Raw genomic sequence first — 22,386 nt, 5'->3', positions numbered from 1 at the left:
CCGAACGGGACAGTGCCCACCCGGAACCTCCTAGCCTGTTCGACGACTGATCCGCATCCGCTAGCCGGCGGTGCTAGAAATTCGGGTGTGTGAGGACGCTGGCCGAGGGAGACTTGCTGCATAGCAGATGACGAAGAGAACGTGATTTCGCAGGCTAGCGAGGCCGGACTTGGCTGCGCGCCCCGTGGCCCCAATACGCTGATACCCAACCCTGCTGTGATCGCACGAGGCATCCCAGTAGCCCACCGCGATGCTGCCGTTCAACGCTGGGACCCGTTCACCGCCGAGGCGTTGCTAGGTGCTGGCTGGTTCCCGGGTCGGCGTCTCCCCGATGAGGTGCTGGACGCCTACGACGCTTATCTGCGTCGCCTGGAGGTCGAGGAGATCTGTCTCGGTGGCGATGAGCCCATCCATTGGGAACTGGTCGACGCGGCCCGCGACGTCCTACGCGAGTTCGGTGGCCTGATCGTGAACCTCAAGGTTCCGGGCTCGACCTGGCGCAGCGGCCGGGGCGAACCTGTGCACATCCCTGACCGCGTGTACTCCGCCGAGTTCTTTCCGCCGCTCGACTACGCGGACACCGAAATGTACTGGGACGTCCAAGACAACCTGGGCCAGCTCGCGTCGCCGGTTGCGCGGGACCACCAGTCGAACTACGAGGTCCTCGTCGCCGCCGACGGCACCGTGCTGGTCAGCGAGGTCTATCTCGAATTCGGCGGCGCTGAGTACCTGGCCGCGAGCTTCGACGACGCGCTGCCGATGATCGTGCGCCTAACGACCCATGTCGGTCCCTGCTGGGTGCTCGCCGACGACGCCGTTTTCCTCGAGGAGCACGAAGGGCTCGCGGGTCGTTCCTTGCCGATGGCTGACGTGTGGCCAGTAGTCCGTGAGCGGAACGCAGCGTGGATTGAGCGATGGGATCAGCGGCAGGTGGAGCTGAAGCAGGCCGAGCCGAGGCCATCATCGTCGCGGCGCTCGCCTAAGAGACTGACCTGAAAGCGCCAGTACTGGTATCGATCGCAGCCCTCAGATTGCTGGCTCCGCTCAGGTGAGCACGCTGTAGCGGGTCGCGTCGGCAGGCCGATCGTCCGATTCGCTCCATCCGTCGACCGCGAACGGGACACCGTCGCGGTAGGCCATGAGGCCGGCGGCCGGGTACGGCACCATGCCGTCCGGGAGGTGATCCAGATCGAACCAGCCGATGGCGGAGCATTTCTCCGGCTCCCGGTTCGCGGGCTCGCCGGTCCAAGCAGTCGCTTCGAAGAAGAACCCCACCCGAGGATCCTCGCCGGGCGGTAGCACGTGCGAGGCGTGGACGCATCGAAGCGCGGCGGGGTCGAGGTCGACGCCGACTTCTTCGCGCGCCTCGCGGATCGCCGCGTGCTCGATCGATTCGCCGGGCTCGAGCTTTCCGGAGGGCATATGCCACTGTCCGGCGGCGTATCCACCGCGGCGCTGGGAGAGCAGCACCTCGCCGTCTCGGACGAGCAGGACGTGGACGTCCACGATCGTTCTGTGGGGCACCGCCGGAGACTATCGGTGCCTGCTGTGGCGATGGGGGCAGGATGCGCCTGATGTTGCGAGAAGCGGCTGTTCAGCTGGGTTCGGAACGAAGAAATTCCGTCATTCGGTCGACCTGCTCGACGAGTGCGCGCTGCTGAGCGGGGGGAAGTGGTGCGAACGTGTCGACGAAGGTGGTGCGCGAGTGGCGATCGAATCGCCAAACTCCTACGCATCGGGCGGCGGCGGTGATGTTCGCTCTGGCTTCGCCGATGGTGTTGAACAAGGCGGTGCGGTATCGGTCGTCGACGTAGCGGCTGCGGGTGCCGAAGTAGCCCTTCAGAGCCGGGTCTTCGTAAGCCAGCAGGGCAACGTGGTCGGCCGGCAGCGGCTCGGCGGTGCGCAGGCCCCGTTCATCCTCTGCCAACAGCAGCAACGAGTCAGGAATGCCATCGACGCGGACGTTAACGAGGTCAGGTCGTAGGAGCTCAACAGCCCGGGTGATGGCGGTTTGCGTGAGTCCGGACCACCATCGGAAGTCGACGATGCTGGCAGGCCCGAACGCGGAGAGGTATCGCCGCAGTAGCAGCGCCACGGCGCCGGCCTCATCAACGTCGTCGAGCCGGAGGTCAGGGTGCGCGAGGGAAGTCAAGGCGAATTCGCGGCGTTCGCGGTGCAGCGAGTCGGCGGTATTGCGGTAGGCCAGCTCGCCGGATTCCCAGAGCCACTTGATCGCCAGCCGTGCTAGCTGGAGGTGCTGGTCGCGGCGGGCACGGATTGGTAGTGGCTGCTCGAGGACGCGCTGTTCGAGCTGGCGATGTCCGAGTGGACCGTCCGCGAGCGCGGCCCGGACTGCCGGAGCGATCCGGGCGAGCACCTGCGGTTGCCGTCCGAGCCGCCGGACCGTCGCTGCGGTCGCGGCCAGACGGAGGCGCAGGGTCGCGGTGTGAGCGGCCGCGGCCTCGGCGACGGGATAGATGTGCAGAGTGCGGCGAACGGTCCTGATCTTCACGAGGCCGCCGCCTGGGCTCAATGCGTTGCGGAGTTCCTTCGGGTCGAAATCCGGAAGACGGCTGCGCAGCGTGACATAGGGGGTGGGCAGTCGGGCGGCGTGGAGCCCGGCATGCGCGCTCGCGAGCTCGGCCAGCGTGGCCGGCGCGGCGGCGGGATGCAGGCCTTGCCGGCCTGCGAGGTACCCGCGCTCGCGAGCAGCGTTCACCGTCAGCGCGGCGGTTTCTGCAGGCACGAGCGCAGGTGTCCTCACGGGTCGGAGATCTTCGAGCAGGTTATCGAGGCCTAGGACGAGCTAGCGTCCGACGCGGTCCACCGTTCGGGCCAGAGTCGAGCAACCATCCCTGCGAGCTCGTCGTAGCCGTGCTGCATCTCGTCGAAGTCTTCGTTGCTACCCCACCAATGCAGGTGGTTGTGGTGGATGTGGTATCGCGACCAGTCGCCGTCCCAGTCGGGATCCTGATCGGTGCCGCGCAGCCCGAACTCAGCGGGGTTCTCGTAGACATACGTACCGGGCAGTGGCACGAACCGGAAGAGCGACACCCGCTCTACCTCGGGCGCTAGCTCCTCGAGCAGCCGCATCGTCGTGCGGGTCGTGGTCAGGTTCTCGCCGGGGTAGCCGTGGATCAAGAACAGCTTGACCTTGATCCCAGATGTCCGCGCCATGTGCACGGCGGCGCGGATCTTTGCCTGCGTGGTGTTCTTCCGCATCGCCCGCAGCAGGCCTTCGTCGCCGGCCTCCATGCCGAACTTCACTTCGATGCACCCCGCTGCCGCCATGTCGTCGAGCAACGCCTGATCGACGGTGTCGACGCGGGAGAGCGCCGACCAACGCAGACCGAGGTCGGCGATGGAGGTGCAGATGTCGCGGACCTTCCCCTTGTTGACGATGAAGTTGTCGTCGACGATCGCGAATCCGTCGATGGCGTAAGCGTCGATCATCGATTCCAACTCGCGACGGGCGCTCGCGCCCGAGCGGTATTGGATGCGGGTCTGGGCGGCCGCGCAGAAGCGACACGGAAATGGGCAGCCGCGGCTGAACATGACGTGTGCCATTCGAAGGTCGGTGCTGGACAGCCGGTCGGACATCACCAGATCGTCTGGGTCGAGGAGGTGCCGGGCCGGGAGGGGAAGGACGTCGATGTCGCGCATCGGCACCCGGGGCTTCGTCCGGACCGGACCGTCCTTCCCGAGGAAGCAGACGCCCGCGATCCCGTCGAATCGCCGCGAGTTCGCCAGAGCGAGAAGCTCGAGGAAGGTGTCTTCGCCTTCGCCGAATGCCACCACGTCCGGCTGTAGGTCGGTAAGGGTGCGCTCGGGATAGAAGTTTGGATGCACCCCGCCGACCATGATCAGGGCGTCGGCCGCGAGGACGCTGTCGAAACGGGCGCGCTTGATGATGCCGTAGGTCGCAGACGACGGAATGCTGAACCCGACGGCGTCGAACTCGGCTAGATCCAGCCTCCAGTTGTCCTCGGTGACCTTGAAGATGGTGACGTCGTGGCCCGCCTGTTCGGCGACCGAGCCGAGGTAGAGGACCCCGAAGGGGGGAAACTCCTTTCGCTTCTCTTTGAAGCGAGCGAGGTCCAGAACCTCGGGGTAGATCAGCGCGACACGCATGATGCCTCCCTGTGCCGGCTCGTGGCCGGTCATGGCGGATGAATCAGCGGGCCGGGAGCCGATCGGAAGTCCGATCGGGTGCCGGGTCGCCTGCCCGGGGCTGGGGTGTCGCCCCGGACAGACGGAGGGCGGGCGCAGTGATGCTGCCCAGTAGAGGGTCCCGCCGCCGCAGACCGGGTGAGCGACGGCGGGACGAGGGCACCTGCCGCCGGTGCCGGGTGCCGGCGGCAGGTGGTCTAAGCCCGGTGCGTGGACCCGCCGGTCGGCTCTGGCTGTCCGCAGAGCGGGCACCGTTCGCCGGGCTGCCTCGGTGGGGAGGCGAAGACTCCAGCGCCCTGTCTGATCGAAACGAGACCGGCGAACTGCAGCTCCTGATAAGCGCGGCGCACCGTGTTGCGGCTCACCTTGAAATCCTCGATCAGGTTGGTCTCGCTGGGCAGTCGCTCGCCTGGGTTCCACTCGCCTGCTGTCAGACGCGACCGAATCTGTTCAATGACGTATTGGTACTTCGTCGGTTGGCCGTTCCGGGTGCCCTGCTCTTGCGTCGTCACTTTCGCTCCTCACCGACGTAGTCGTTGGGCGACTCGGGTGGCCAATCGGCGCGCTTCAATCCGGCGTTGCGCCTGGCGGGGGAGTGGCGGCCACGCTTGCTGTCGGCGCGCGTCTTGGCGAGGGTCGGCGCCATAGTCGCCACAGGGCTCTGCGGTGGCCGACGCATCGGCCACATCGTGCGAGGTCCGCCGCGAGGCAAGGACACCGGATCGCCGCTCAGCGAGTATCCATGGCGGTGATAGAGAGGCAGGGATCGCTCTGCGGCGGCATCCAGCGCAGCCGACTCGCCTCCTGCGTCGAGGCGGCGGTGGTGATGGGTCAGTAGGGCGGAGCCGAGTCCTGTGCCTCGTCGGTTGGCCCGAACGGCCAGGATCATCAGATGGTGATTGCCCTCAGCGTGCTGCTGTGCGAGACAGTCATCCAGCATGAGGAACCGTTCTATCCACCGTCGGCCTCCTCGACCGTAGGCGGACGCGGTGAGGTTCTCGGCGTGGTCAGCGGGCAGCGGCGGAGCGCTTGGCGGCAGCCAGGCAGCGACGGCGACCGGCCGAGCGTGGGCAACCTCTCCAAGGCGGCCCCAGCCAGGTGAGCTGGCCGCCCAGACAGAGGCTGCCGGCACGCCGTTCGCCTCATCGACGACTTGGACTGTGCCGTGGCTCAGGGCGTGGCTGACCAGCGACCCGAAGTAGATGGTGAGTAGCCCCGACCGGACGTGGGGATCGGGCACGAGCCAGTGGCAGACCTCGAGATCGGCAAACGCATCGACAATCACAGCGGTAACCGCCTCGTGCTCAGCAGCACTCGCGCCCCGGATGAGAGTGGAGTCGGTAGTCAGGCTCATCGGGCCTCGCCTGCCGAGGCCCGGGCGGAGGCGCTCTGCGGGTGGCCGGCAGCGGTTACCCGGGCGACGTTGCGTGGCGGGGCGTGGACGCCAAAGCCCAGCTGGGCGTAGATCTCCGGCCGAGTTTTCCGAAGGTAAGCAGCCCAGGCGATGCCGACCATGGCGACCACGCCGTAGGCGCCCGGCAGCACCCAGCGCAGCGGATCAGTCGGAGCAACGCCGAGTAATACGTCGAAGTGCAACACCGCAAGCACAACGACGGCGCCCAGCGTCACCGCAGAGATTGCGCTCGCGATCATGGCACCCCGCCGTGGGCGAATCTCCGGCCGGCGAGCGAGAAATACGACCACGGCGCATGCCGTGATGGTGATCAGCAGCAGCACGGCGAAACCACCGAGGGCCCCGCCGCAGTAGAAGAGGGAGAGAAGCGGGTCCCACCCGCCGACCGCGTAGATTGCGACCACGATCAGCCCCACTGCGCTGACAGTTAGAGACGCGTTCCTCGGTACACCGCTGCGTAGTCCGGCTCGGCCCAGAGCCGGTGGCAGGACTCCTTCGCGACCGAGGGCGAACAGGTATCGGCTGACGAACATATGAAACGAGAGCAGCGCGGCGAACACACTTGTGACGAATAGTCCGCGCGCAACCGTGACGATCATCGACGGCACGGCCTGGGCTGCAAGCGCGAAGACGGTATCGCCAGCGTGATGCTGTGCGTAGGTCACAACGCCGCGCGGACCGGCTGCAACCGTGATCGCCCAGGCCGAGAGGGCGTAGACGGCGGTCATCAGACCAAGGGTCAGCCATGTCGCGCGCGGCACGGTGCTGGCCGGATTCCTCGCTTCCTCGGTGAACACCGCAGTAGCTTCGAATCCGGTGAACGCCGTGACCGCGAGCACCATCAGTACCGCAGCACCGCCCACCAGGAGTGCTCGCGGAGACCAGGACACCGCCACCGGCAGAGAGCCGCTGCTGGCGGGATGAGACACATTCACAACGAGGAACAACAGGACGACGGCAGTCTCCGCGGCCAGCAAAGCCATCAGCACCCAGCCGGACAGATCGACCCTGAGCACGCCTAGAACTGTGACCAGGATCCACCCGGCCAGCGACCAGGCCCACCAGGGAGGAGAAGACCCCCACTCGGCCGCGACGAAGCCTTCGGCTGCGGCGCCCAGGCCCCCGAACGCGGCGCTGACGAACGCCCCGTAGCCGAGTACTGCGATCAGCGCTGTGGCGAGGCCCATCGGGACGCCCAGACCGTGCCGGACATAGGCGTAGAACGCACCGGGGTTGCGAATCAAGCGGGCCATACGTACGTAGCCAGTGGCGAAGAGCGCCAAGACTGCGCCGACGACGATGAACGCGGCGGACAGTGGCACCAACCCGGTGACCGCGAAGGCTGAAGGGACAGCCCCCGCGACCGTAGTGAGAGGAGCTGCCGCGCCCAATGTCACCGCCACGATCGCCAAGACACCGAGCCGGTCGGCGGCTAGTGCTGCAGCGACCCGTCCGGTTGGGACGCCGGAACCTGAAGAAGGCATGACGAACAAAACTCCTGTCGAAGTTGATGGATGTAGTCCGCCGCGAGCCCGCGCAGCGGAGGCGGTGAGTCGTGGCTCTCGCCTGTCTGTCGACCGAACGAGCTAGTACGGTTTTGCGCTACTGGTAGTGGCGCGCTCGCCGTCGCGGACGGCTAGGTGCGGCCGGTCAGGATGGCAGCGCCGAGGGCTGCGCGCACCTGTGCCACGAGATCCGCCGCGGCGGGCGGTAAGACCCGGATGCGTGAACGCATATATGCCACCGCTTGGGAATTCCCGCTGAGTATCGCGGTCGATAACAGGTCGGCGGCATCCAGCATCCCGGTGAGTACGGCGTCAGCGACCGTCATCTGTGCCCGGCGGAGCGCGATCCCGTCCAAGCGAGCGGTTGGCCACGCTGCTCGAGAGGAGCTGACCGCCTGCAACCGCGACTCAGTCTTGAAAATCCACCGGCGCTCGGACACCTCCTGCAGCACCCCGTCGCGGATGAGCCGCTCAGCCACCCGGCTGGTAGCCGTAGTCGGTGCAGCGGTTCCGAGGAACTCCAGCCACTGCGAGACCAGATGAACGTCCGAGTCTGCGAGGAGCTCTGCCTGGATTGTGTGCGCCACCGCGTCCCGCGGCTGCTGCTGTGGTCGGCGCGAAAGCCATCCGGAGTGCACGCCGATCACACCGTCGAGGAGCAACTCACCCAGCAAACCACCCGCCAGTAGCATCCCCGTCGCACGCTCACCCAGTCGTGCCTGTCCAGTAAGACCGTCGTGAGCGGCTAGGTACAGGTGATCAGCCAGCCGCCAGTCAGCCGCCCCCGTCAAGGTGGGATCCGGCCTCGGGCCCGCACTGCGACGCCAGCTGCCTCGATCCGGCTGCGCTACCCCAATAGGTCGATCCGCAGCAACGGGATCGGTGAATCGGCCGACGTCCTCGCCGAGCCCCCTCGCCCAACGGTTGGACTCTGCATGCCTCGGCTGATGGGAGGCCCCAGCGGATTGCATGTGCGACGTACTCCCGGTCGAATCGGGCCGCAGCACATCCCGGAGATGTGAAGGTGCGGGCTCGGCAATGGACGCAATGCGCGAGATCGTTCGACAGCACTTCATGGGACGGGAAAGTCCGACTTCAGGCCGCCAGGAGGGTGGACCCATGACGTTGCACTGCCTTGAGTCGCGGCTCCCAAGTCGGAGATCGGCGGTCGACCGCAGCCGACGAAGACGCCGACGAGTTGATCAGCGGCTTGCCGGCTCGACGTTCTGCAGTTGGTTCGAGCCATGTCGCAGAACGTAGGACTCGCCTGTCACCACAACTTCACTGCTTGTGAAGCTGGTGAAATTCGCGAGAGTCAGATGATGCCTAGGCGGCCGGCAAGTCCGGTCAGAGCTGGTCCAGTCGCGAGCCGCCGACGAGAGTGGAGGATGTCGGCCAGGACATCTTTGACGTACGGATTCCGTCTGATTACCAGGGCGGAGGCGCGCTCGGAGCGTTGGAAGAGCTGAACGGCTTCGTCCTCGGCGCCGACGGCCGCCTTTGCGCGGCCGAGGTCGGCCAGGAAGGTGGCGCGTCGGTTGGCGTCGGTAATACGCCGAGGATCGAGCCTCTCACCGAGCCGGATCGTTTCGTCATGGTCGCCGGACTCGACCGCGATCGACATTCGGTGGACAGTGGAGTTCGTTGGGCCGAAGGCGCCGAACTCGATGGTCAGGTCGCCGGTTCGAGCGGCGATTTCATCGGCCTCGGACAGCAACGCTGATGCGTCTGCCGGTTGGCCGGCCAGGGCCGCAGCAAATGCCGTCGCCAGAAGCACCGCACCACGCACCGCCAGCGTCCGGTCATCGGCGGGTGTCTCCACCAACGCCAACGCCTGGTCGCCCAATTCGTAAGCCGGTCCGTACAAGCCATCCGGCGTGAGCGCATGGATCCGCGGAAACGCGCTGTATGCCAGTGCCGCCGGGTCCCCGTTGAGCTGCGCAACCTGGTAACACCGTTCCGCGGCCACCAGTGCGAGTGGCAACTCGCCGAAGGTTCGCATGATCGATGAGGTGATCCGCAGGGCCTGCTGATGAAGCCACAGCAACTCGGTCCGGTCCGCCATCGTCCCGGTCCGCGCTGCCGTAGCGGTCTCTTTGAGCAGGGGAATCGCAACGTCGATCGCTTGCTGATGTTGGTGGGCCTGCCAAGCGCTGATGAGCGTCGCGGTCAGTGCCTGCAAGGCCGGCAGCGGGCGAGTGCCGCCCTTCCGTTCCGGCAGATCCAGCGAGCTCTCGATCAGCGCTCGGTAGAGCGGGCTGAGCTCTGCGTGCTTGCGGTCGCGACTCTTGGAGTCTTCCGCGTCAGGCGGACCGATCAAGTCTGTGGACTTCACGCCGAGCGCGTGCGCGATCTTGTCGGTCAACGTCCGGCTGTCCCACCGGCGCTCCCCCCGCTCGAGCATCGAGAGATAGGGGGCGGAGATGCTCGCCAATCCGGCGATCACGTCTAGCGACTTACCCTGTGCGCGCCGGATTCGCCGGGCCCGCTGCCCGATCCGCCGCGCCTCCTCGTCCATGAAATGAGACTACCGCTGAGCTCGCATCCCACCCGGGCCTCGCCATGGCGTCCGCGGCTTCGTCGTACCGTGACGGGTGTGACGTCAGCGGTGGCTCAGCAGAAGCGCGTTCTCTACCTGGTCGCATGCGGCACCCCGGAAGCGCGCCGCCTGCCTGAGCTCATTGCCCAGGCGCAAGACCAGAATTGGGTCGTATGTGTCCTCGCGACTCCTCAGGGATACAAGTACCTGGATGCCTCACTGCTCGAAGAGCTGACCGGACACCCGGTTCGACACGAGTACAAGCAACCTGGCGACGTGGACGCGCTGCCGCCGGCTGAAGCGATGATTGTCTGCCCGGCGACGTTCAATACGATCAACAAATGGGCTAGCGGCATCGCCGACACGTTGGCTCTGAGCCTGCTCACCGAGGCCATTGGACTAGGGCTCCCGCTGGTTGCGGCTCCCATGCTGAACAGCGCACAAGCAGCTCATCCGGCCTTCGATAAGAGCCTCGAGGTCCTCCGGTCGGTGGGCGTCAACGTCTTGTACGGGCCCGGAGTCTGGGAACCCGGGGCTCCCGGCACCGGGGCGTCTCGCCACTACGACTGGTCTCTGCCGCTCAAAGCGATGAACGCGATGTTGGACAGCAAGACAACGCCCCACGCCTGAGGTCACGGCGCGTTCGAACGCGCAGCGCTCGTCCGCCTTACGACCGAGCTCGGCGAGGAGTTCGATGGTGCGCACGGTCCGGTGGTCAGCGTGATGGGCTGCGGAACAGCGTTTCCCAGTCGCTGAATCGAGACGTCGACGGCCCTCGGGCGCTGCCTCATGTCGGCTCGGCGCTTCTGGGATATCGCCACGTCGACGGGCCGTACGCTGCCAGCGTGCGGATGACTTTCGAGGTAGGCCAGACCGAACGTCATCAGGTGACGTTTTCGTTCAACAGGTTCTGGGGTGGACTGTCGATCAAGGTCGACGGTGTCTCGATCGTAAAGACCGTCAGCTTCGCCTCGGTGGGTTTGGTAAGGCACTGGGACTTCGTTGTCGGGCAGCACGAGCAGCACCAGGTCAGGATCGAAAAGCACCGCGAGCTGGCCTTCGCCGGATTCCGACCTCAACCGGTCTATGCCTTCGTTGACGGTCAGCTCGTCGCGCAGGGCGTCGCGTAGTACTGCCGTCGTTGTGGCGTGATCCTAACCACTTGTTAGAACGTGACACCGGCGGCCACGCGAGCGCCGGACACCTGCGGCGGAGCCGCACAGGGTGGGCGAGCAACTCACCATCGGCGGCAGAAGAGCGCGCCGGTCGGCGCCAGTCTCGGATGATAGGCGTATTGAGCTGATCTGGTGCCGACGATTCCCGGACCACAAGCCATGGCTCTGACGAAAGTGCCACCTCTACGGGCCCGGATCCCGCAGTTTCACCAGTGCATGCTCAACAAACGCGGACGGCGACCGTCGTGTCCCCACGTCTAGACCCGGTCCCGCACGGCCGAAATCGCCGACCATTCCTCTCCACTTCCCTACAGATTGGGCTCGAAATAGTCTGGAGCACCGAAAACGGCATTCCACATACAGGTGACCAGGATTGCCCCATCAGCCTGGTTGGTCGCCCTCCACCAGACCAAGCCGAACAAAGGTAAGAAAGTCCACGAGCGACCATGGATTGCGGGGTGCCCCCAGGAGTTATCGGCTGATCGGAAACCGGGGCCCTGAAAGTTGTCCGTTGGATGTGTTGGATAGCATGAGCCAGTCGCGTTGTGCTCGCCACTAACCGAGTGGGTGTCGAAGGTGAGATCCTCCCGCCAGAGGAAACATGGCGCTATTGCTGCAGCTTGCACCATCGTGACTCTGCTCGCTGCGCTGCTTACCAATTCTGTCGCGGATAACCCGTCGAAAGCGGCCATCGCGTCGTTAGTCCTAATTGGCTTTGTCTATGCGGCGCTTGAAGGTTATCGCGCGATCGCATCAGCCTCGGACGCCTCGATCATCCAAGCATATCCCGGCGAAAAGCATGCCAAGCAACTTGATGATGCCGCTGCCCTGCTTGCCGACCTTGTGGGCCGCCAGTGGACTGAGGAAGATCGGCGCAGGGAAGAAAACGCCAGCGAACCGCTGAGAGTCCGTTGGTCGAGTACCGTCCGGCCCGTCGCCGCTGCACCGAGCGCCGTTGTAGGACAGGCGATTTCAGGTCGTGCGGTGAGGCTGCACCTGCACGGCGAATTCAAAGATATCGCGGCCACGTACCGTCAGCTACCTAGACATCAATTGGTAATCCTGGGGGCGCCCGGCGCCGGCAAGACCGTGCTCGCCACCCGACTACTGCTCGATCTTCTCCACAATCGCCAGCCTGGAGATCCTGTACCGGTCCTGTTCGCGATGTCGACATGGAATCCAAACCGCGACAAGCCTTACGAATGGATGGCCGCGCAACTGGCCGACAGTTACCCAGGACTCGAAGACAGTTCCAAGTACGGCGAGGAGGCACCATGTGAGCTGCTGAAGACCAAACGAGTAATCCCCGTTCTCGACGGTCTCGATGAAATGCAAAAAACCTGGCAGCGCACCGCTCTGGACGCGCTCGGCGCTAAGCTGGGTGTTCGTCCGGTGGTGCTGACCTGCCGCAGCCAGGAGTACGAGGGCGCGGTCACTGGTGGACCCGTGCCGCTGTCGTACGCGGCGGTCGTGGAAGTCGAACCGCCCGCTAAGGTCGACATCCTCCGGTACCTGCCTGATGACCCACGCTGGCGGCAGCTCGGCACTTACCTGCAGTCGAATCCGGATGGTCAGCTTGCCGAGGCGCTCACGACGCCACTGATGATCGATCTGATGATCGCGGTCTACGCCGATCGGAAATCTAACCCAGCCGAGATGCTCGATGGTGAGCGGTTCGCTGATCACACCGCGATCGAGCAGCACCTGCTCGGGGCCTTCGTGACGGCCGCCTACCGCCGGTCGCCACGCGGCCGATACCAGGCTGAACAAGCGCGACGCTGGCTGTCCTTTCTCGCAAGAAGTCTGCATCGTCGCGGCGTGCGGGAACTGGAGTGGTGGCGGATCGCCGAGGCCGTTCCACGCTGGCTGATCAGCGTCACGGTCGCGGCTCCGATCCTGATCGTTGCGACGATAGCGATGCTCTACGTCCGCGACAGTCCACCCGCATTCGCGTCTGTCGGAGCCGTGGGAATCGCCGTCGCGACCGTGCTCGGTCGGCGTGCCGGACAGACAGCGGACCGTCCACGGTCGGTGGTGCGCGGCGTCGCCGGCGATCTGATTGCGGTGGTCGGCGCCGTATCTCTCGGCGGCGCGGCCCTGCTGGCAACAGTGTACCTAGTCGACCGCTCGGTCGCGATCGAGCTCAGCTACTACATAGTGGACTGGATCCGTCAGATGCCGGACGGCTCCAATTACATCTCGCATCTCTTATTGCCCGCCGACCTGTTAATCACCGCGATCGCCATCCCCAGTCTGTTGGCGGCGCGGTATGGCGGCACGCCGCGTCGTGGCCTTCCCCGGATCGGGCGACTCTTTCGCAGTCTGGGTATCGGTCTGGCGGCCGGCATCGTGGTGACGTCACCCGCGATCACCTTTGGTATCGTCGGGCACCAGGGCAAGGTGGCCGGTGCCGAGACCTGGCTCGCGTCCAGCGTTTACATCGCCGTGTTGTTCGGTGTCACCGTCGGGCTCGGTAGCTGGCTGGCCGCGCCCATCGACGCACAGGCAAGCAATGAGCCAAAGTCTGTGCTGGCAGGTGACCGGCGCACGCTGCTGATCTCTACCGCGGTGACCGCCGCCCCTATGGCTGTTCTGCTACCGGGCCTCGGCGCGATCAGCGGAATCTTTGTGCTGTTCGGTTCGGGCAGCGCATGGCTGACCTATTCGATAGCGCGTGGGTGGCTGGCGGTGCGGGGCAAATTGCCGTGGCGTTTAACATCATTCTTGTTTGACGCACGCGAGCGGAGGGTGCTGCGCCAGATCGGCCCTGCCTATCAGTTCACTCATGCTTTGCTGCAGGACCAACTAGCGGGACACGAGCCGCTTCACCTCGTCGACACAGTCGCCCATTTCCAGCCGGCGCGGGCGCAGCCGTCCCGGCGAAGTGTCCGGCTCCTGGCAAGTGCGTTCATCTTGTCGCTGGCCGCGCTGACCAGCATGGTATCCCTCGTTTACCTCCATACCGAACACAGATTCCGCATTATAGATGGCACCGGATCTGTCTGGTTCATGGCGTTAGGACCAGGCGGCCACGAACTCGCGACCATATCTGCCGATGACCACCGCAGGATTGCTATCCGGAACCTCGACACCGGCCGCATTGTCTACGCCCGTTTCGCGGCGGCGGACGCTCCCGACCCACTAACCTTTCCGATGGACTCTCCCGAGGCCATACCCCCTTGGCAGGACTTTCCCATCGCACTAGCCTTTTCGGCGGACGGAGACACGCTGATCGCGGCAAAGGGGAACGGAACGATCCTGCGGTGGCGGACATCGACAGGCGAGAATATTTCGATGCCATCGCCCGCCCTACGTGGCGTCGACGGAATTCGAGGTGTCGGTCTGAGCGGCGACGGCCGCCTATTAATAGCGGCGATGCCGTCGTCGAACCACGAGGCAGTCGTGTGGTCGCAAAATGCCGCCGGTAAACTAGAACCCAGTAAAAAGTTTTCATTCAAAAATGACGTCTCACTCAGGCCGGTCGCTGCCTTCCCCTCCAAAGGTTCGCCGGTGATCGCGCTGGCCGAGTCCAATCGAGTCACAGTATGGCATCCTGGCAGCACGCAGCCATTAGTTGCACTCGGGCAGCCTTCCTGGGATTACATAAGTGCGCTTGCGCTGAGCCCGGACGGCACGGTCCTCGCCGAGATTCGTAGTACTGCCGATAATACTGGTCACGCACTCGCGGGTGATGTCCACCTCTGGAATGTCAAGGACGGCCACGAAATGACTAGCCCCGTACCCCGTATCGATACATTCCGCACGCTTGCCTTCAGCCCGGACGGCCGAAGCATTGCCGTCGGCAACGACCACGAGGTGCAGATTTGGCCCACGACGGGACTTTAAATGGCTCGACCTTTACTCTCCGCACCGAAATTTCTCGACCTCGTTCCCCGGACCGAGGAAGAAGCGAGGGTATCTGCTCGGGCGCTCCCTGTTTGGGAGAACTACCAAACATACTCAATTCGGCATGAGCGTGCATCACCTCCCGTCTCAAGCGAGGCGCCCTGGGCAGTTATGGACGGGATCGAGTCGAGAGCCTCGCCGTCGACCCGGGGTCTCGAAGTCCAGGTCCTGCCCGGACGAGTTCCTGAACGTTCCGACCCGACCCCGCTTGGGCGCGGTTGCCCGGCCACGATGCTCCCGGCGTTGCACAGCGTCGCAGGCCGCATCGCAGGTGGGCAGGCTCGCATTTGGGTTGCAGCAGACGATGTGCGTACCCGTGACGACGGAGATCCCGCAACGCAACAAAAAGGGGGGGCCGCGCCGGCTGTGGCGGCGACGAGGACGGATACGCAGCTGGTCACAGGAAATTCGGGGCATTCTGCCGCGAGCGGGGCGGCATGGCGATCGTCTCAGCGAGAAGCGGCCCGCTGGCGAGGCGGATCGCCGGCGGGCCACGATTGGGGCGCGAATCAGCGCGCGACGGACCGGTCAGTCGGCTCGGGATCCGCTGGCGGCGAAGCCGAGAGTCCGTTCGCTGGTGGGCGCGCGCCGAGTTCGGCGATGCGGTCGATGAGGGGGATGGGGGACTCCAGGAAGCCACTGCGGCCGACGGCGCGGATCCACTGCACTTGGCGGATGGACATGCCGTGACGTTCGGCGAACTCCGCGTTGGTGACGGCGAGGTCCGTGCTCAGCTCCGCCCAGAGTCGACGCCACCGTTCATAGCCGGCGGGGTCTTGGGGCACCCGACGCAAGACGTCTGCAGGTGGTCGCGGCCCGCGACCAGGCGACACGACTTCGCGCGCCTGCGCAGCGTCGTCACGGCGGCCGGCGATGTCGGGTGGCGGGAGGGTGGCGGCGCCGATGAGATCAGCCCAGCCTTCGATGTCGGCCCTGGCGATCAGTGCAACGGCGACGGCGTCGATGTCGAGGGTGGTGATGGTGATGTCGGCCCTGAGCGGGTCGGGGTTCTCGGCGTGGATGAGCGTCTTGATGTAGGTGGTGAGTGCTCGGCGGCGCTGTTCGTCTCGCAGCTGCTGGCGGGCGAGATCCAGTGATTTCTGTCGGGTGTAGCCGTGGTCGGTGGCGAGAACGCGGGCCCGGTGGGTGACGAGCGGCTCCCGCAACCATTGGCGCAGTCCATACGCGGGTGCGATGCCGGATCGATTGCCGGCCGCGCGCTGCGAGTCGCGGCGGCGGGCGGCGGCGTGCAGCAGCCAGACGGTGTAGGCGAATGCCCCGAGGCCGCCGAAGACGACGGAGAGGTAGAGGACGTCGCGATGCCCGATGACGTTGATGGCGACCGCGGCGGTCACGGAGACGGCGGAGAGTGCGCGCCAACCGTAGGCGGCTTCACCAAGGCGCTGACGGAAGTCGGCGAAGGCGGAGGCGACGACGCCGCCCAGGTCGATGACACCGGCGAATGGGGCTACCAGCAGGGCGCGCCACCACCAGGGGAGACCGGTCGGCCACGGCGCGGCTTCGATGCCGACCCAGACCTGTCCGACGGCGGAGCCGAGCGCGGCGATGGCGTAGAAGATCCACGCGGCCTCCTGCGCTGCCCGACCGGTTGGCGACTCGGGTTCGGCTGGGCGGCCGGGGACGTAGGTGTCCGATTCGTTGTCGAGAACGGTCTGGGCGTGGAGGGATCGGCGGAGCATTGGGTTCTCCTGCGGATGGGCCCAGAGCCCAGCGTCCCACGCTCGGGACGCTGGGCCCTGAGGGCGTGGCGTCCCAGCCGTCACCGCCGCACCGACCGGCGGCTGACGAGAGAGGCGGATGGTCAAGTACGGCTGGCGCGGATTAGTGGTGCCGACGGAGCACGACGATGCCGCCGGGGGCCGAGATCGCACGGACGTCGCGCCGGAAGAGGCAGTAGACGTAGTGCCGCATGTCGAAGAATTCCTGTGCGTTCATCTGTCGCAGCGTCGTCTCCCAACCCGTCTGTTTGAGCCGGTAGTCGGCATATGCGTAGTCGCTGCTGAAGGATCCGATCAGCGCGGCGGTGAAAAGCGGCTCGATCAGCTCGGCATCCGGCGCCGCATCGAGCTTGTACTCCTCGGCCAGCCAACTCCCGACGACGTTGGCGTCGATCTCCGGGGAGCGCTCGCCGTCGTGACCTCTGGCGAGCGTGGATAAGCCGGCGCCGTGCTTGGTGGCGGTGGCATTGATGGCGCACAGACGGCCGAGGTCTAGTCGATGTGTCTGGCGCCCGTAGCGCCCGAAACCGTGTGCCGAGATGATGAGCGGATCTTCGGTACCTGCCACCGCTCGGGACCGTTCACGGGCGCCGGTGATGTCGTGCCCGACCGAAATCCACCATGCTCGAGCCGGTAGGTCCGGGTGGGCGACGCGAGCGAGCCCGGGCCGATGAGTGCGGTCCTCGACGTCCTGCGGTCTCCCGTCGCGCACGTCGCGCAGGTCAGCGACATAGGCCAGAGCCGGTCGGGCCAGGTCGGTGAGGGCCTCTGACGCCAGCGCACGGTGTCTCGTCCGTAACCGGTCGAGGACGACGTCGGGGTGGACGAGGTGGCCGTCGTGGTTGAGCCAGCACACCGGGAAGTCGTCGGAAAACACCACGTAGAACGGCGAGCTACCGGTGGCTTGGCCGTTAACGCGGGCGGCGAGCGCTTGGTTGTACTCGGCCGGCCAGTTCGGGGCCGGAATCGCGGCGGTGGGGTTCTGGCGGGCGTCCCGGTCGAGGTCGATGCCGCGGAGCCGGGCTGTGGTCGCGCTGATGAGCTGTCGCATCAGTCGCGCGGCCACGGTCAGAGTGACGGTAGGCATCAGCAGCCGGCCTCGTCCGGGCGACGGTGATCGTCAGTCGCGGTGGCGCGGTAGCGGGAGTGCAGCCGGCGGCCGTGCACCGGTTCGACGTCGACCACTCCGGTGATCAGATCGATTGCGATGGCGCCGGTCGGCTGGACCGGACCGGGGACGAAGGCAGCGAACAGCGCGTCGAGGTCGACGTCGTAGCGACGCTCGGCAGGAGTCCGGCCAGGCGAGATGGCGTAGCGGATGCGGGTTCCGTCGGTGAAGTAGACCGTGGTGCTCACGCCGCTGAAGGAGTAACCGTCCGGGCCGTCCGCGGCATCGAACACCGCGGCCGCAACCGGCTGGCCGGGCGGAAGCTGGACCGCGAGACGCCGGGAGACGTAGTCGTAGATTTCCTCGCTGATGGCGACGCGACGCTGGCCCGCGATAGTGGCGTCGAAGTCTGCCGTCGGGTCGTAGTCGCCGAGCTGGTCAGCCGCGACGCGGTGCAGGTACCGCCGGGCCCACGGGTCTTTGAGCAGCACGGCGCCGCGGCGGATCGCCAGCTGAGCGGCGTGCTCGTCGTCGAGGGCGATCACCAGGCCGGTCCCGGTGCCGCTGCCGTCGTCATTGAGCTGGCCGAGAACGTAGGCGTGGGACGTGCGGTCTCTGCGCCCGTCGGCGACGCGGTCTTCGGCATCCTGGTACAGCTGCTCGTCCGTGGCTGATTGGACCTCGACCGGGGTAAGGCCGCCGGGAAAGCACATGGAGTTCGGTTGGAACTGCGCGCGGTGGTTGGGGTTTTTGGCCACGGGGGCATCTCCTCGTGTGGGACTTGCGAGGGGTGGCGGCTGCTGTTCACGCAGCGGTCCGCGCTGCACCAGCACGGGCTGCTGACGCGTTCATCGGGCGTCGCGGCTCGTTCTCGGCCGCCTGCGAGCGCGTCGAGTCGTCAGCGCCCGGGTCGTCGAGGGCGCGTGCCTCGGCCTCGGAATCAGTCGGCCCAGGGGTGAGGTCGCGCAGTATTCCGCGGGCGGTCCGGAGGACCGCGTCGGCGCAGCCGCGGATCAGGTCCAGGTCGCCACTGGCCCAGTCGAAGGCGTAAGCGTCGCTGTAGGCGGAAGTATCCAGGCCGGGCGCGGCCAGGACGATGTGCGCGACGCTCTCGGCTTCGGTCTCGTAGCGGCCGCGGTGTGGACTGGTCGCCTGGTGGGCTGGCTCCAGGTGGCCGCCGCGGATGTGCGCGAGTTCGTGCGCGGTGGTCTTGGTGGTTTGCGCCGGAGCGACGTCGTCGCGAACCTGGACCGTGCGCAGCGGCGGCCGGAGGACGGTGACACCGTTGGCGTCGCCCAGCCATCCCGTGCGTGGGGGAACGCGCTCGTAGGTGTAGCCGTCAGCGGTGATGAGCCGGACCAGGTCGTCGAAGACCCCGGTCGGGTCCTCGCCGGTTAGCAGTTGCGGACCGTCGCCGTCGCGGGTGAGGACTTTGCGGCGTCGTAGAACGGTCGGCGGCTCGAACGGGTCACCGGTGGTTTGGGACAGCTCGAAGGTGTTCTCGAGCTTGAATCCGACGAGCTGGATCGCGGGCCGCCCGGATTCTTCACGGACGACGACTCGTCCGCTGGCTTCCCACTCGGCGGCTTGTTCCTCGGTGGGTCGGCGTCGGATCGGTGCCCAGATCTTGAACGCGGTCTGTCCGTGCTGGACGCGGCGGCCGTGGGCTTTCCAGCCGCTGGTGCCGGCGCGGTTGCCGAACGGCAGAAAGTAGCGTGGGATGATGCCGCGTTCTTCGGCCTGCGCGATCAGCAGTAGCTGGCTGCGGGCGCTGTAGTGGGCGCCGAAGATCGCGGCCTGATCGAGGAACTCGATCCACCGCTTGGGCTCGGCGGCTAGCCGGGTGAGGCGTTCCTCGAAGTCAGCTTGCAGTTTCTCGAGCAGAGCCCCGTGGGTGGACGGGCCATTGGTGTCCGGCATGGGTGCGCTTCTCCTGTTCCCCGCCTTGCGGCGGCGGACAGGCTGGGACCGTGGCGGCCCCAGCCTGCCCGTAGGCGAGAGGTGAGGCCGCCGTCCGCGTCAGCGGAACGGCATCAGAGTCGGAGGACTATTGGTTGGGCCATGTCGGCCAGTGACCCACCGAGGATCGGACGGTCAGTGCGGGTCAGCATGGAAGGCCCTCTGCGATCGCCTGACGCAGCTGGTCAGGCGTGGCACCGCCCAGGATCATCGCGGCGAGCAGACGGGCTATGGGGTAGTTCGGATCGGCGTCGGCCACTCGGCTGAGGGCTGCGTTGGCCATCGCGCCGTCATCGCCGAGGTAAGCAGTCAGGGCGAGCATGGTGGCTGGGCCGGCTACTAACGCAGGCGTGGCGCGGCGGGTGAGGTCTGCCCACAGATCCCGTTGAGCCGGGGTGGCCTGCGACGTCAACCAAGCACGCTCTTGAACGTCGGCGAGCACAAGGAGCGCGCACAGCCAGCCGGCGTGATCGTCGGAGAGGCGTAGCCCGGCTTCCGATGCGGCATAGGCGCGCTGCAACGCCTCGTCGCCTAACGCGACGACCTTCTTCGAGTAGACGGCCTGCGCCTTGGCCCGCTCGTCGGGCGTTCGCGAGGAATCGGCGCGACCGGCCGACTCGGGTTCTTCGTCGAACCGGCGAAGAGTCGCGAGAAGTCGTTCGGCCGCGGTGCGGGTGGCCTCATACATCGTGATGCGTTCGTCGCCAGTGACCGGTGCGACGATGTCCTGGAGCGCTTCCCGTCCGGGAAGTGCCACCATCCCGTGGGCGACAGCTTCGACCGCTATCCGGCCGTGGGTCGGGTCGTAAGCATGCCCCTCGGATGGGACGTCGATGCCGTCCTCGCTGACGTAGAAGAAGCGGTCACCGTCGACTCGCAGCACCGTGTACACCTCGACCTGCTCTTCGCCAGCGCATCCACGAATACCCGTGCGGCTTCGAAGACGCGATCGAGCGACCCGTAGCCGATCACGGTTGCCTGTGACGCCACGTCAGAGATCGCCCTTGCGTTGTATGCCGGCGAGGCCGGCGACCGCGATGAATTTGTACTTTCTCCCGCGGCTGGGAGGTCGGCCCGTACAGTGACGGCGACCTTCCCGTCCCGGTAACCAACGGTGACGATGCTGTCGGTGGGGTGGAAGCCGATGAGGTAGGGGACCAATTCGACGAGGTCGTCGTCGCTGGCGACGACCAGGTTGCGTTGGAGCGCCGAGGTCTCCTCGGCCAGGTCGCCGGCGGGAGCCGATCGGGCGTCGTCGGGCTTGGTGGGGCCCACGCTGTGGGGGTCGTTGGGACAGCCTTCTGCGTTGCTCATCGTTCGTGCCTTTCCCAGGGCTTGAGGCTGGTGGTCGGGACGCTCCAGCCAGGTGCTTGAGAGCCGTCGTGAGGCCGCTCGGCCAGCGGTCGCCCGCCGACAGTGACCTGGGGGGTCGTATCGGCGACGCGGAGGATCGCGTGCGGGGGAAGCGTCGATTCGGAACCGTCGGCGAAGTCGATGACCCACCGTCGGTCGCGACGGAGGCGGCAGGCAGCGACCTGCAGCCGAGTTCCGTCGAAGGTGAGGACGTCTGCTCCCGACGTCAGGCAGTGGATAGCGACGAGGTCGACGCCGTCGGCGGAACGGATCAGCGATGAGCGGACGCCCCCTGACCGGCGGTAGCCGAGTTCTGGACGGGACGGAAACCTCACGTCAACGCGATCCGCTCTCAGGATCGTGATGATGGCTGGGAGCCAGAGGCAGCCGAGGTTGACATGCACGATCTGTCCTCGCCGAAGCCGCTGCACCATGGGACGTGACTCGACTGCTGCCTTTGCGAAGAGTGCAGCCCGTTGGCCTACCACGGGTAGTCCTCGGCCGGGTCGCCTTCGGGCACACTCGCGGGGCGGGCCGTCAGATCTCGCCAGTAGCCCGCGCTGCCTCCGACTTCGGGGTTCCAGAGCTGCCACCACAAATGGTCGCCAGGTGCCCTGTACGAGGCGAGTTGCGCTGCGACCAGTGCGGGCTTCGTGCCATCGGCGCCTCCGACGAGGACCACCATTCCTGCCAACGCGACGATGTTGCCCACCCGGTCGTGCTCGTCGTCTAAGGAGGGTCGTTCCGGACGAGGGGTGGGAATCGACGAGACGATCTCCACCGGCCGGGCGAGCCGGCTGCCGGGCGGCGGCGGAACAGGCGTAAGTCTGGTGAGTAGGTGCGAGATGACCAGTTGCCCAAGCACCCACTCGGCGGTGAGGGCTTCGCCGCTGTGGCTGCGGGAGGCAGCCGCGAACCTCGCCATTTCTTCCTGACCGAAGCCCGGGTTGCCGCTCGAATAGAAGACTTCGTCACGGCCGTGTCCGTGAATGAGGCCAACGGCCTGTTCGTTGACGCTGATCGCCGCGGTGTATCCGTAGGAAGTCGACGTTGCAGTTTCTCGGAAGCTGGTGACGCGCGGCCTCGGGCCGCACGGTACGTAGATCCAGGTGTGGGGGAGCAGGACAAGTCCGCTGTCGGTGCAGCGGCTGCTCGGTAGGTCGTTGACCTTATTGCAGGGCGAATAGCCCGACATGGTGTCTCCTTGCCGGTGTGACCGGCCGGCGGGCGCGCGAAGGCTCGTCGCGCCTCGCCGACCGGACGGATGCAGTCCGGATGGATAGATGAGGCGCTTCGTGCTCGCGTCGGTCTGACGACGGCGGCGTGGGCCGCGGTCGGCGTCTGGCGCCGGCTCACGCCCGTGGTGCTGGGCGGACCGCGTCGTTGGTTTTCGAGCGGCGTCCGGCAGGTCAGGAGGTCAATGGGCCGATCTCTGGTCCCGTGGTGATCCATTCACCTTTGATCTGGTGGGCGACGAGGGTGGTTGTCGCGCCGTCGGGAAATCGGGTGAGCACGACC

18 protein-coding genes and 1 pseudogene are annotated in these 22,386 nt (G+C 66.2%); 4 read left to right on the top strand and 15 right to left on the bottom strand.

The genetic code is table 11. The features are described from left to right. Positions 1 to 141: 141 nt before the first annotated feature. Positions 142 to 996 (top strand): SUKH-3 domain-containing protein, encoded by an 855-nt coding sequence (locus tag FL583_RS22080; protein WP_170323803.1) that lies wholly within the window; start codon positions 142 to 144, stop codon positions 994 to 996. A 48-nt stretch (positions 997 to 1,044) separates the two neighbouring features. Here FL583_RS22080 and FL583_RS22075 read toward each other — a convergent pair whose 3' ends face one another. The 8 genes from FL583_RS22075 to FL583_RS22040 form a co-directional block, all read right to left on the bottom strand. Next, entirely contained in the window at positions 1,045 to 1,524 is a 480-nt protein-coding gene (locus tag FL583_RS22075; RefSeq protein ID WP_142706625.1) for an NUDIX hydrolase, read from the bottom strand. A gap of 70 nt (positions 1,525 to 1,594) precedes the next feature. Then, positions 1,595 to 2,746, bottom strand: a complete 1,152-nt coding sequence (locus tag FL583_RS22070) for a DNA glycosylase AlkZ-like family protein (protein ID WP_170323802.1) — start codon at positions 2,744 to 2,746, stop codon at positions 1,595 to 1,597. A gap of 50 nt (positions 2,747 to 2,796) precedes the next feature. Then, complete coding sequence (locus tag FL583_RS22065; RefSeq protein ID WP_170323801.1) at positions 2,797 to 4,131, bottom strand: B12-binding domain-containing radical SAM protein; 1,335 nt, start codon at positions 4,129 to 4,131, stop codon at positions 2,797 to 2,799. A 236-nt stretch (positions 4,132 to 4,367) separates the two neighbouring features. Beyond that, positions 4,368 to 4,682 (bottom strand): FadR/GntR family transcriptional regulator, encoded by a 315-nt coding sequence (locus FL583_RS22060; RefSeq protein WP_142706622.1) that lies wholly within the window; start codon positions 4,680 to 4,682, stop codon positions 4,368 to 4,370. Beyond that, complete coding sequence (locus FL583_RS22055; protein ID WP_142706621.1) at positions 4,679 to 5,524, bottom strand: GNAT family N-acetyltransferase; 846 nt, start codon at positions 5,522 to 5,524, stop codon at positions 4,679 to 4,681. Before FL583_RS22055 ends, FL583_RS22060 begins: the two co-directional genes overlap by 4 nt. After that, a complete protein-coding gene (locus FL583_RS22050; protein ID WP_170323800.1) occupies positions 5,521 to 6,996 on the bottom strand; it encodes an APC family permease in 1,476 nt (491 codons plus the stop codon). Before FL583_RS22050 ends, FL583_RS22055 begins: the two co-directional genes overlap by 4 nt. Positions 6,997 to 7,220: 224 nt before the next feature. Then, complete coding sequence (locus tag FL583_RS22045) at positions 7,221 to 8,060, bottom strand: GPP34 family phosphoprotein (protein WP_240746759.1); 840 nt, start codon at positions 8,058 to 8,060, stop codon at positions 7,221 to 7,223. A gap of 344 nt (positions 8,061 to 8,404) precedes the next feature. Then, on the bottom strand, positions 8,405 to 9,607 hold the full coding sequence (locus FL583_RS22040; protein ID WP_142706618.1) for a helix-turn-helix domain-containing protein: 1,203 nt from the start codon (positions 9,605 to 9,607) through the stop codon (positions 8,405 to 8,407). A 3-nt stretch (positions 9,608 to 9,610) separates the two neighbouring features. On the opposite strand from FL583_RS22040, the gene FL583_RS22035 reads away from it, so the two are divergent. The 3 genes from FL583_RS22035 (at position 9,611) to FL583_RS22025 (ending at position 14,649) form a co-directional block, all read left to right on the top strand. Continuing rightward, the gene (locus FL583_RS22035; protein ID WP_142706617.1) at positions 9,611 to 10,258 is read left to right on the top strand and encodes a flavoprotein; all 648 of its coding nucleotides are present in this window, start codon (positions 9,611 to 9,613) and stop codon (positions 10,256 to 10,258) included. Positions 10,259 to 10,479: 221 nt separating this feature from the next. Continuing rightward, complete coding sequence (locus FL583_RS22030; protein WP_420843180.1) at positions 10,480 to 10,758, top strand: hypothetical protein; 279 nt, start codon at positions 10,480 to 10,482, stop codon at positions 10,756 to 10,758. A 675-nt stretch (positions 10,759 to 11,433) separates the two neighbouring features. Beyond that, positions 11,434 to 14,649 (top strand): NACHT and WD40 repeat domain-containing protein, encoded by a 3,216-nt coding sequence (locus FL583_RS22025; protein WP_170323798.1) that lies wholly within the window; start codon positions 11,434 to 11,436, stop codon positions 14,647 to 14,649. Positions 14,650 to 15,218: 569 nt separating this feature from the next. Here the strand turns inward: FL583_RS22025 and FL583_RS40245 are convergent. From FL583_RS40245 to FL583_RS21990, 7 genes and pseudogenes are all read right to left on the bottom strand, one after another. Further along, positions 15,219 to 16,409 carry a hypothetical protein gene (locus FL583_RS40245; protein WP_170323797.1) on the bottom strand — a complete coding sequence of 397 codons (1,191 nt, stop codon included), beginning with the start codon at positions 16,407 to 16,409 and terminating at the stop codon, positions 15,219 to 15,221. Positions 16,410 to 16,551: 142 nt separating this feature from the next. Then, positions 16,552 to 17,535 carry a hypothetical protein gene (locus FL583_RS22015; protein ID WP_142706613.1) on the bottom strand — a complete coding sequence of 328 codons (984 nt, stop codon included), beginning with the start codon at positions 17,533 to 17,535 and terminating at the stop codon, positions 16,552 to 16,554. Continuing rightward, positions 17,535 to 18,389, bottom strand: coding sequence for a hypothetical protein (locus FL583_RS22010; protein WP_142706612.1), 855 nt, complete (start codon positions 18,387 to 18,389; stop codon positions 17,535 to 17,537). The genes FL583_RS22015 and FL583_RS22010 overlap by 1 nt, the downstream gene beginning before the upstream one ends. Then, on the bottom strand, positions 18,361 to 19,476 hold the full coding sequence (locus FL583_RS22005; RefSeq protein ID WP_142706611.1) for a hypothetical protein: 1,116 nt from the start codon (positions 19,474 to 19,476) through the stop codon (positions 18,361 to 18,363). Before FL583_RS22005 ends, FL583_RS22010 begins: the two co-directional genes overlap by 29 nt. 184 nt (positions 19,477 to 19,660) lie before the next feature. Next, entirely contained in the window at positions 19,661 to 20,440 is a 780-nt protein-coding gene (locus tag FL583_RS41815; RefSeq protein ID WP_142706610.1) for a DUF4192 domain-containing protein, read from the bottom strand. A 29-nt stretch (positions 20,441 to 20,469) separates the two neighbouring features. After that, positions 20,470 to 20,829: pseudogene (locus FL583_RS43335) on the bottom strand (DUF4192 family protein); the annotation flags it as partial. Positions 20,830 to 21,349: 520 nt separating this feature from the next. Then, positions 21,350 to 22,063: a hypothetical protein gene (locus tag FL583_RS21990; protein WP_142706608.1), complete on the bottom strand. Its 714-nt coding sequence runs from the start codon at positions 22,061 to 22,063 to the stop codon at positions 21,350 to 21,352. Positions 22,064 to 22,386: the final 323 nt, after the last annotated feature.

This window comes from Cryptosporangium phraense (genome assembly GCF_006912135.1).
Taxonomy (GTDB): Bacteria; Actinomycetota; Actinomycetes; order Mycobacteriales; family Cryptosporangiaceae; genus Cryptosporangium; species Cryptosporangium phraense.
This window is presented reverse-complemented; position numbering and strand designations above follow the sequence as displayed.

Excerpts from the sequence above, each read along its gene's own strand:
- FL583_RS22005 (WP_142706611.1), bottom strand. The coding sequence starts at position 19,476 with ATGCCGGACACCAATGGCCCGTCCACCCACGGGGCTCTGCTCGAGAAA.
- FL583_RS22065 (WP_170323801.1), bottom strand. The coding sequence starts at position 4,131 with ATGCGTGTCGCGCTGATCTACCCCGAGGTTCTGGACCTCGCTCGCTTC.
- FL583_RS22030 (WP_420843180.1), top strand. The coding sequence starts at position 10,480 with ATGACTTTCGAGGTAGGCCAGACCGAACGTCATCAGGTGACGTTTTCG.
- FL583_RS22040 (WP_142706618.1), bottom strand. The coding sequence starts at position 9,607 with ATGGACGAGGAGGCGCGGCGGATCGGGCAGCGGGCCCGGCGAATCCGG.
- FL583_RS22055 (WP_142706621.1), bottom strand. The coding sequence starts at position 5,524 with ATGAGCCTGACTACCGACTCCACTCTCATCCGGGGCGCGAGTGCTGCT.
- FL583_RS22035 (WP_142706617.1), top strand. The coding sequence starts at position 9,611 with ATGAGACTACCGCTGAGCTCGCATCCCACCCGGGCCTCGCCATGGCGT.
- FL583_RS40245 (WP_170323797.1), bottom strand. The coding sequence starts at position 16,409 with ATGCTCCGCCGATCCCTCCACGCCCAGACCGTTCTCGACAACGAATCG.
- FL583_RS22015 (WP_142706613.1), bottom strand. The coding sequence starts at position 17,535 with ATGCCTACCGTCACTCTGACCGTGGCCGCGCGACTGATGCGACAGCTC.
- FL583_RS22045 (WP_240746759.1), bottom strand. The coding sequence starts at position 8,060 with ATGCAATCCGCTGGGGCCTCCCATCAGCCGAGGCATGCAGAGTCCAAC.
- FL583_RS21990 (WP_142706608.1), bottom strand. The coding sequence starts at position 22,063 with ATGTCGGGCTATTCGCCCTGCAATAAGGTCAACGACCTACCGAGCAGC.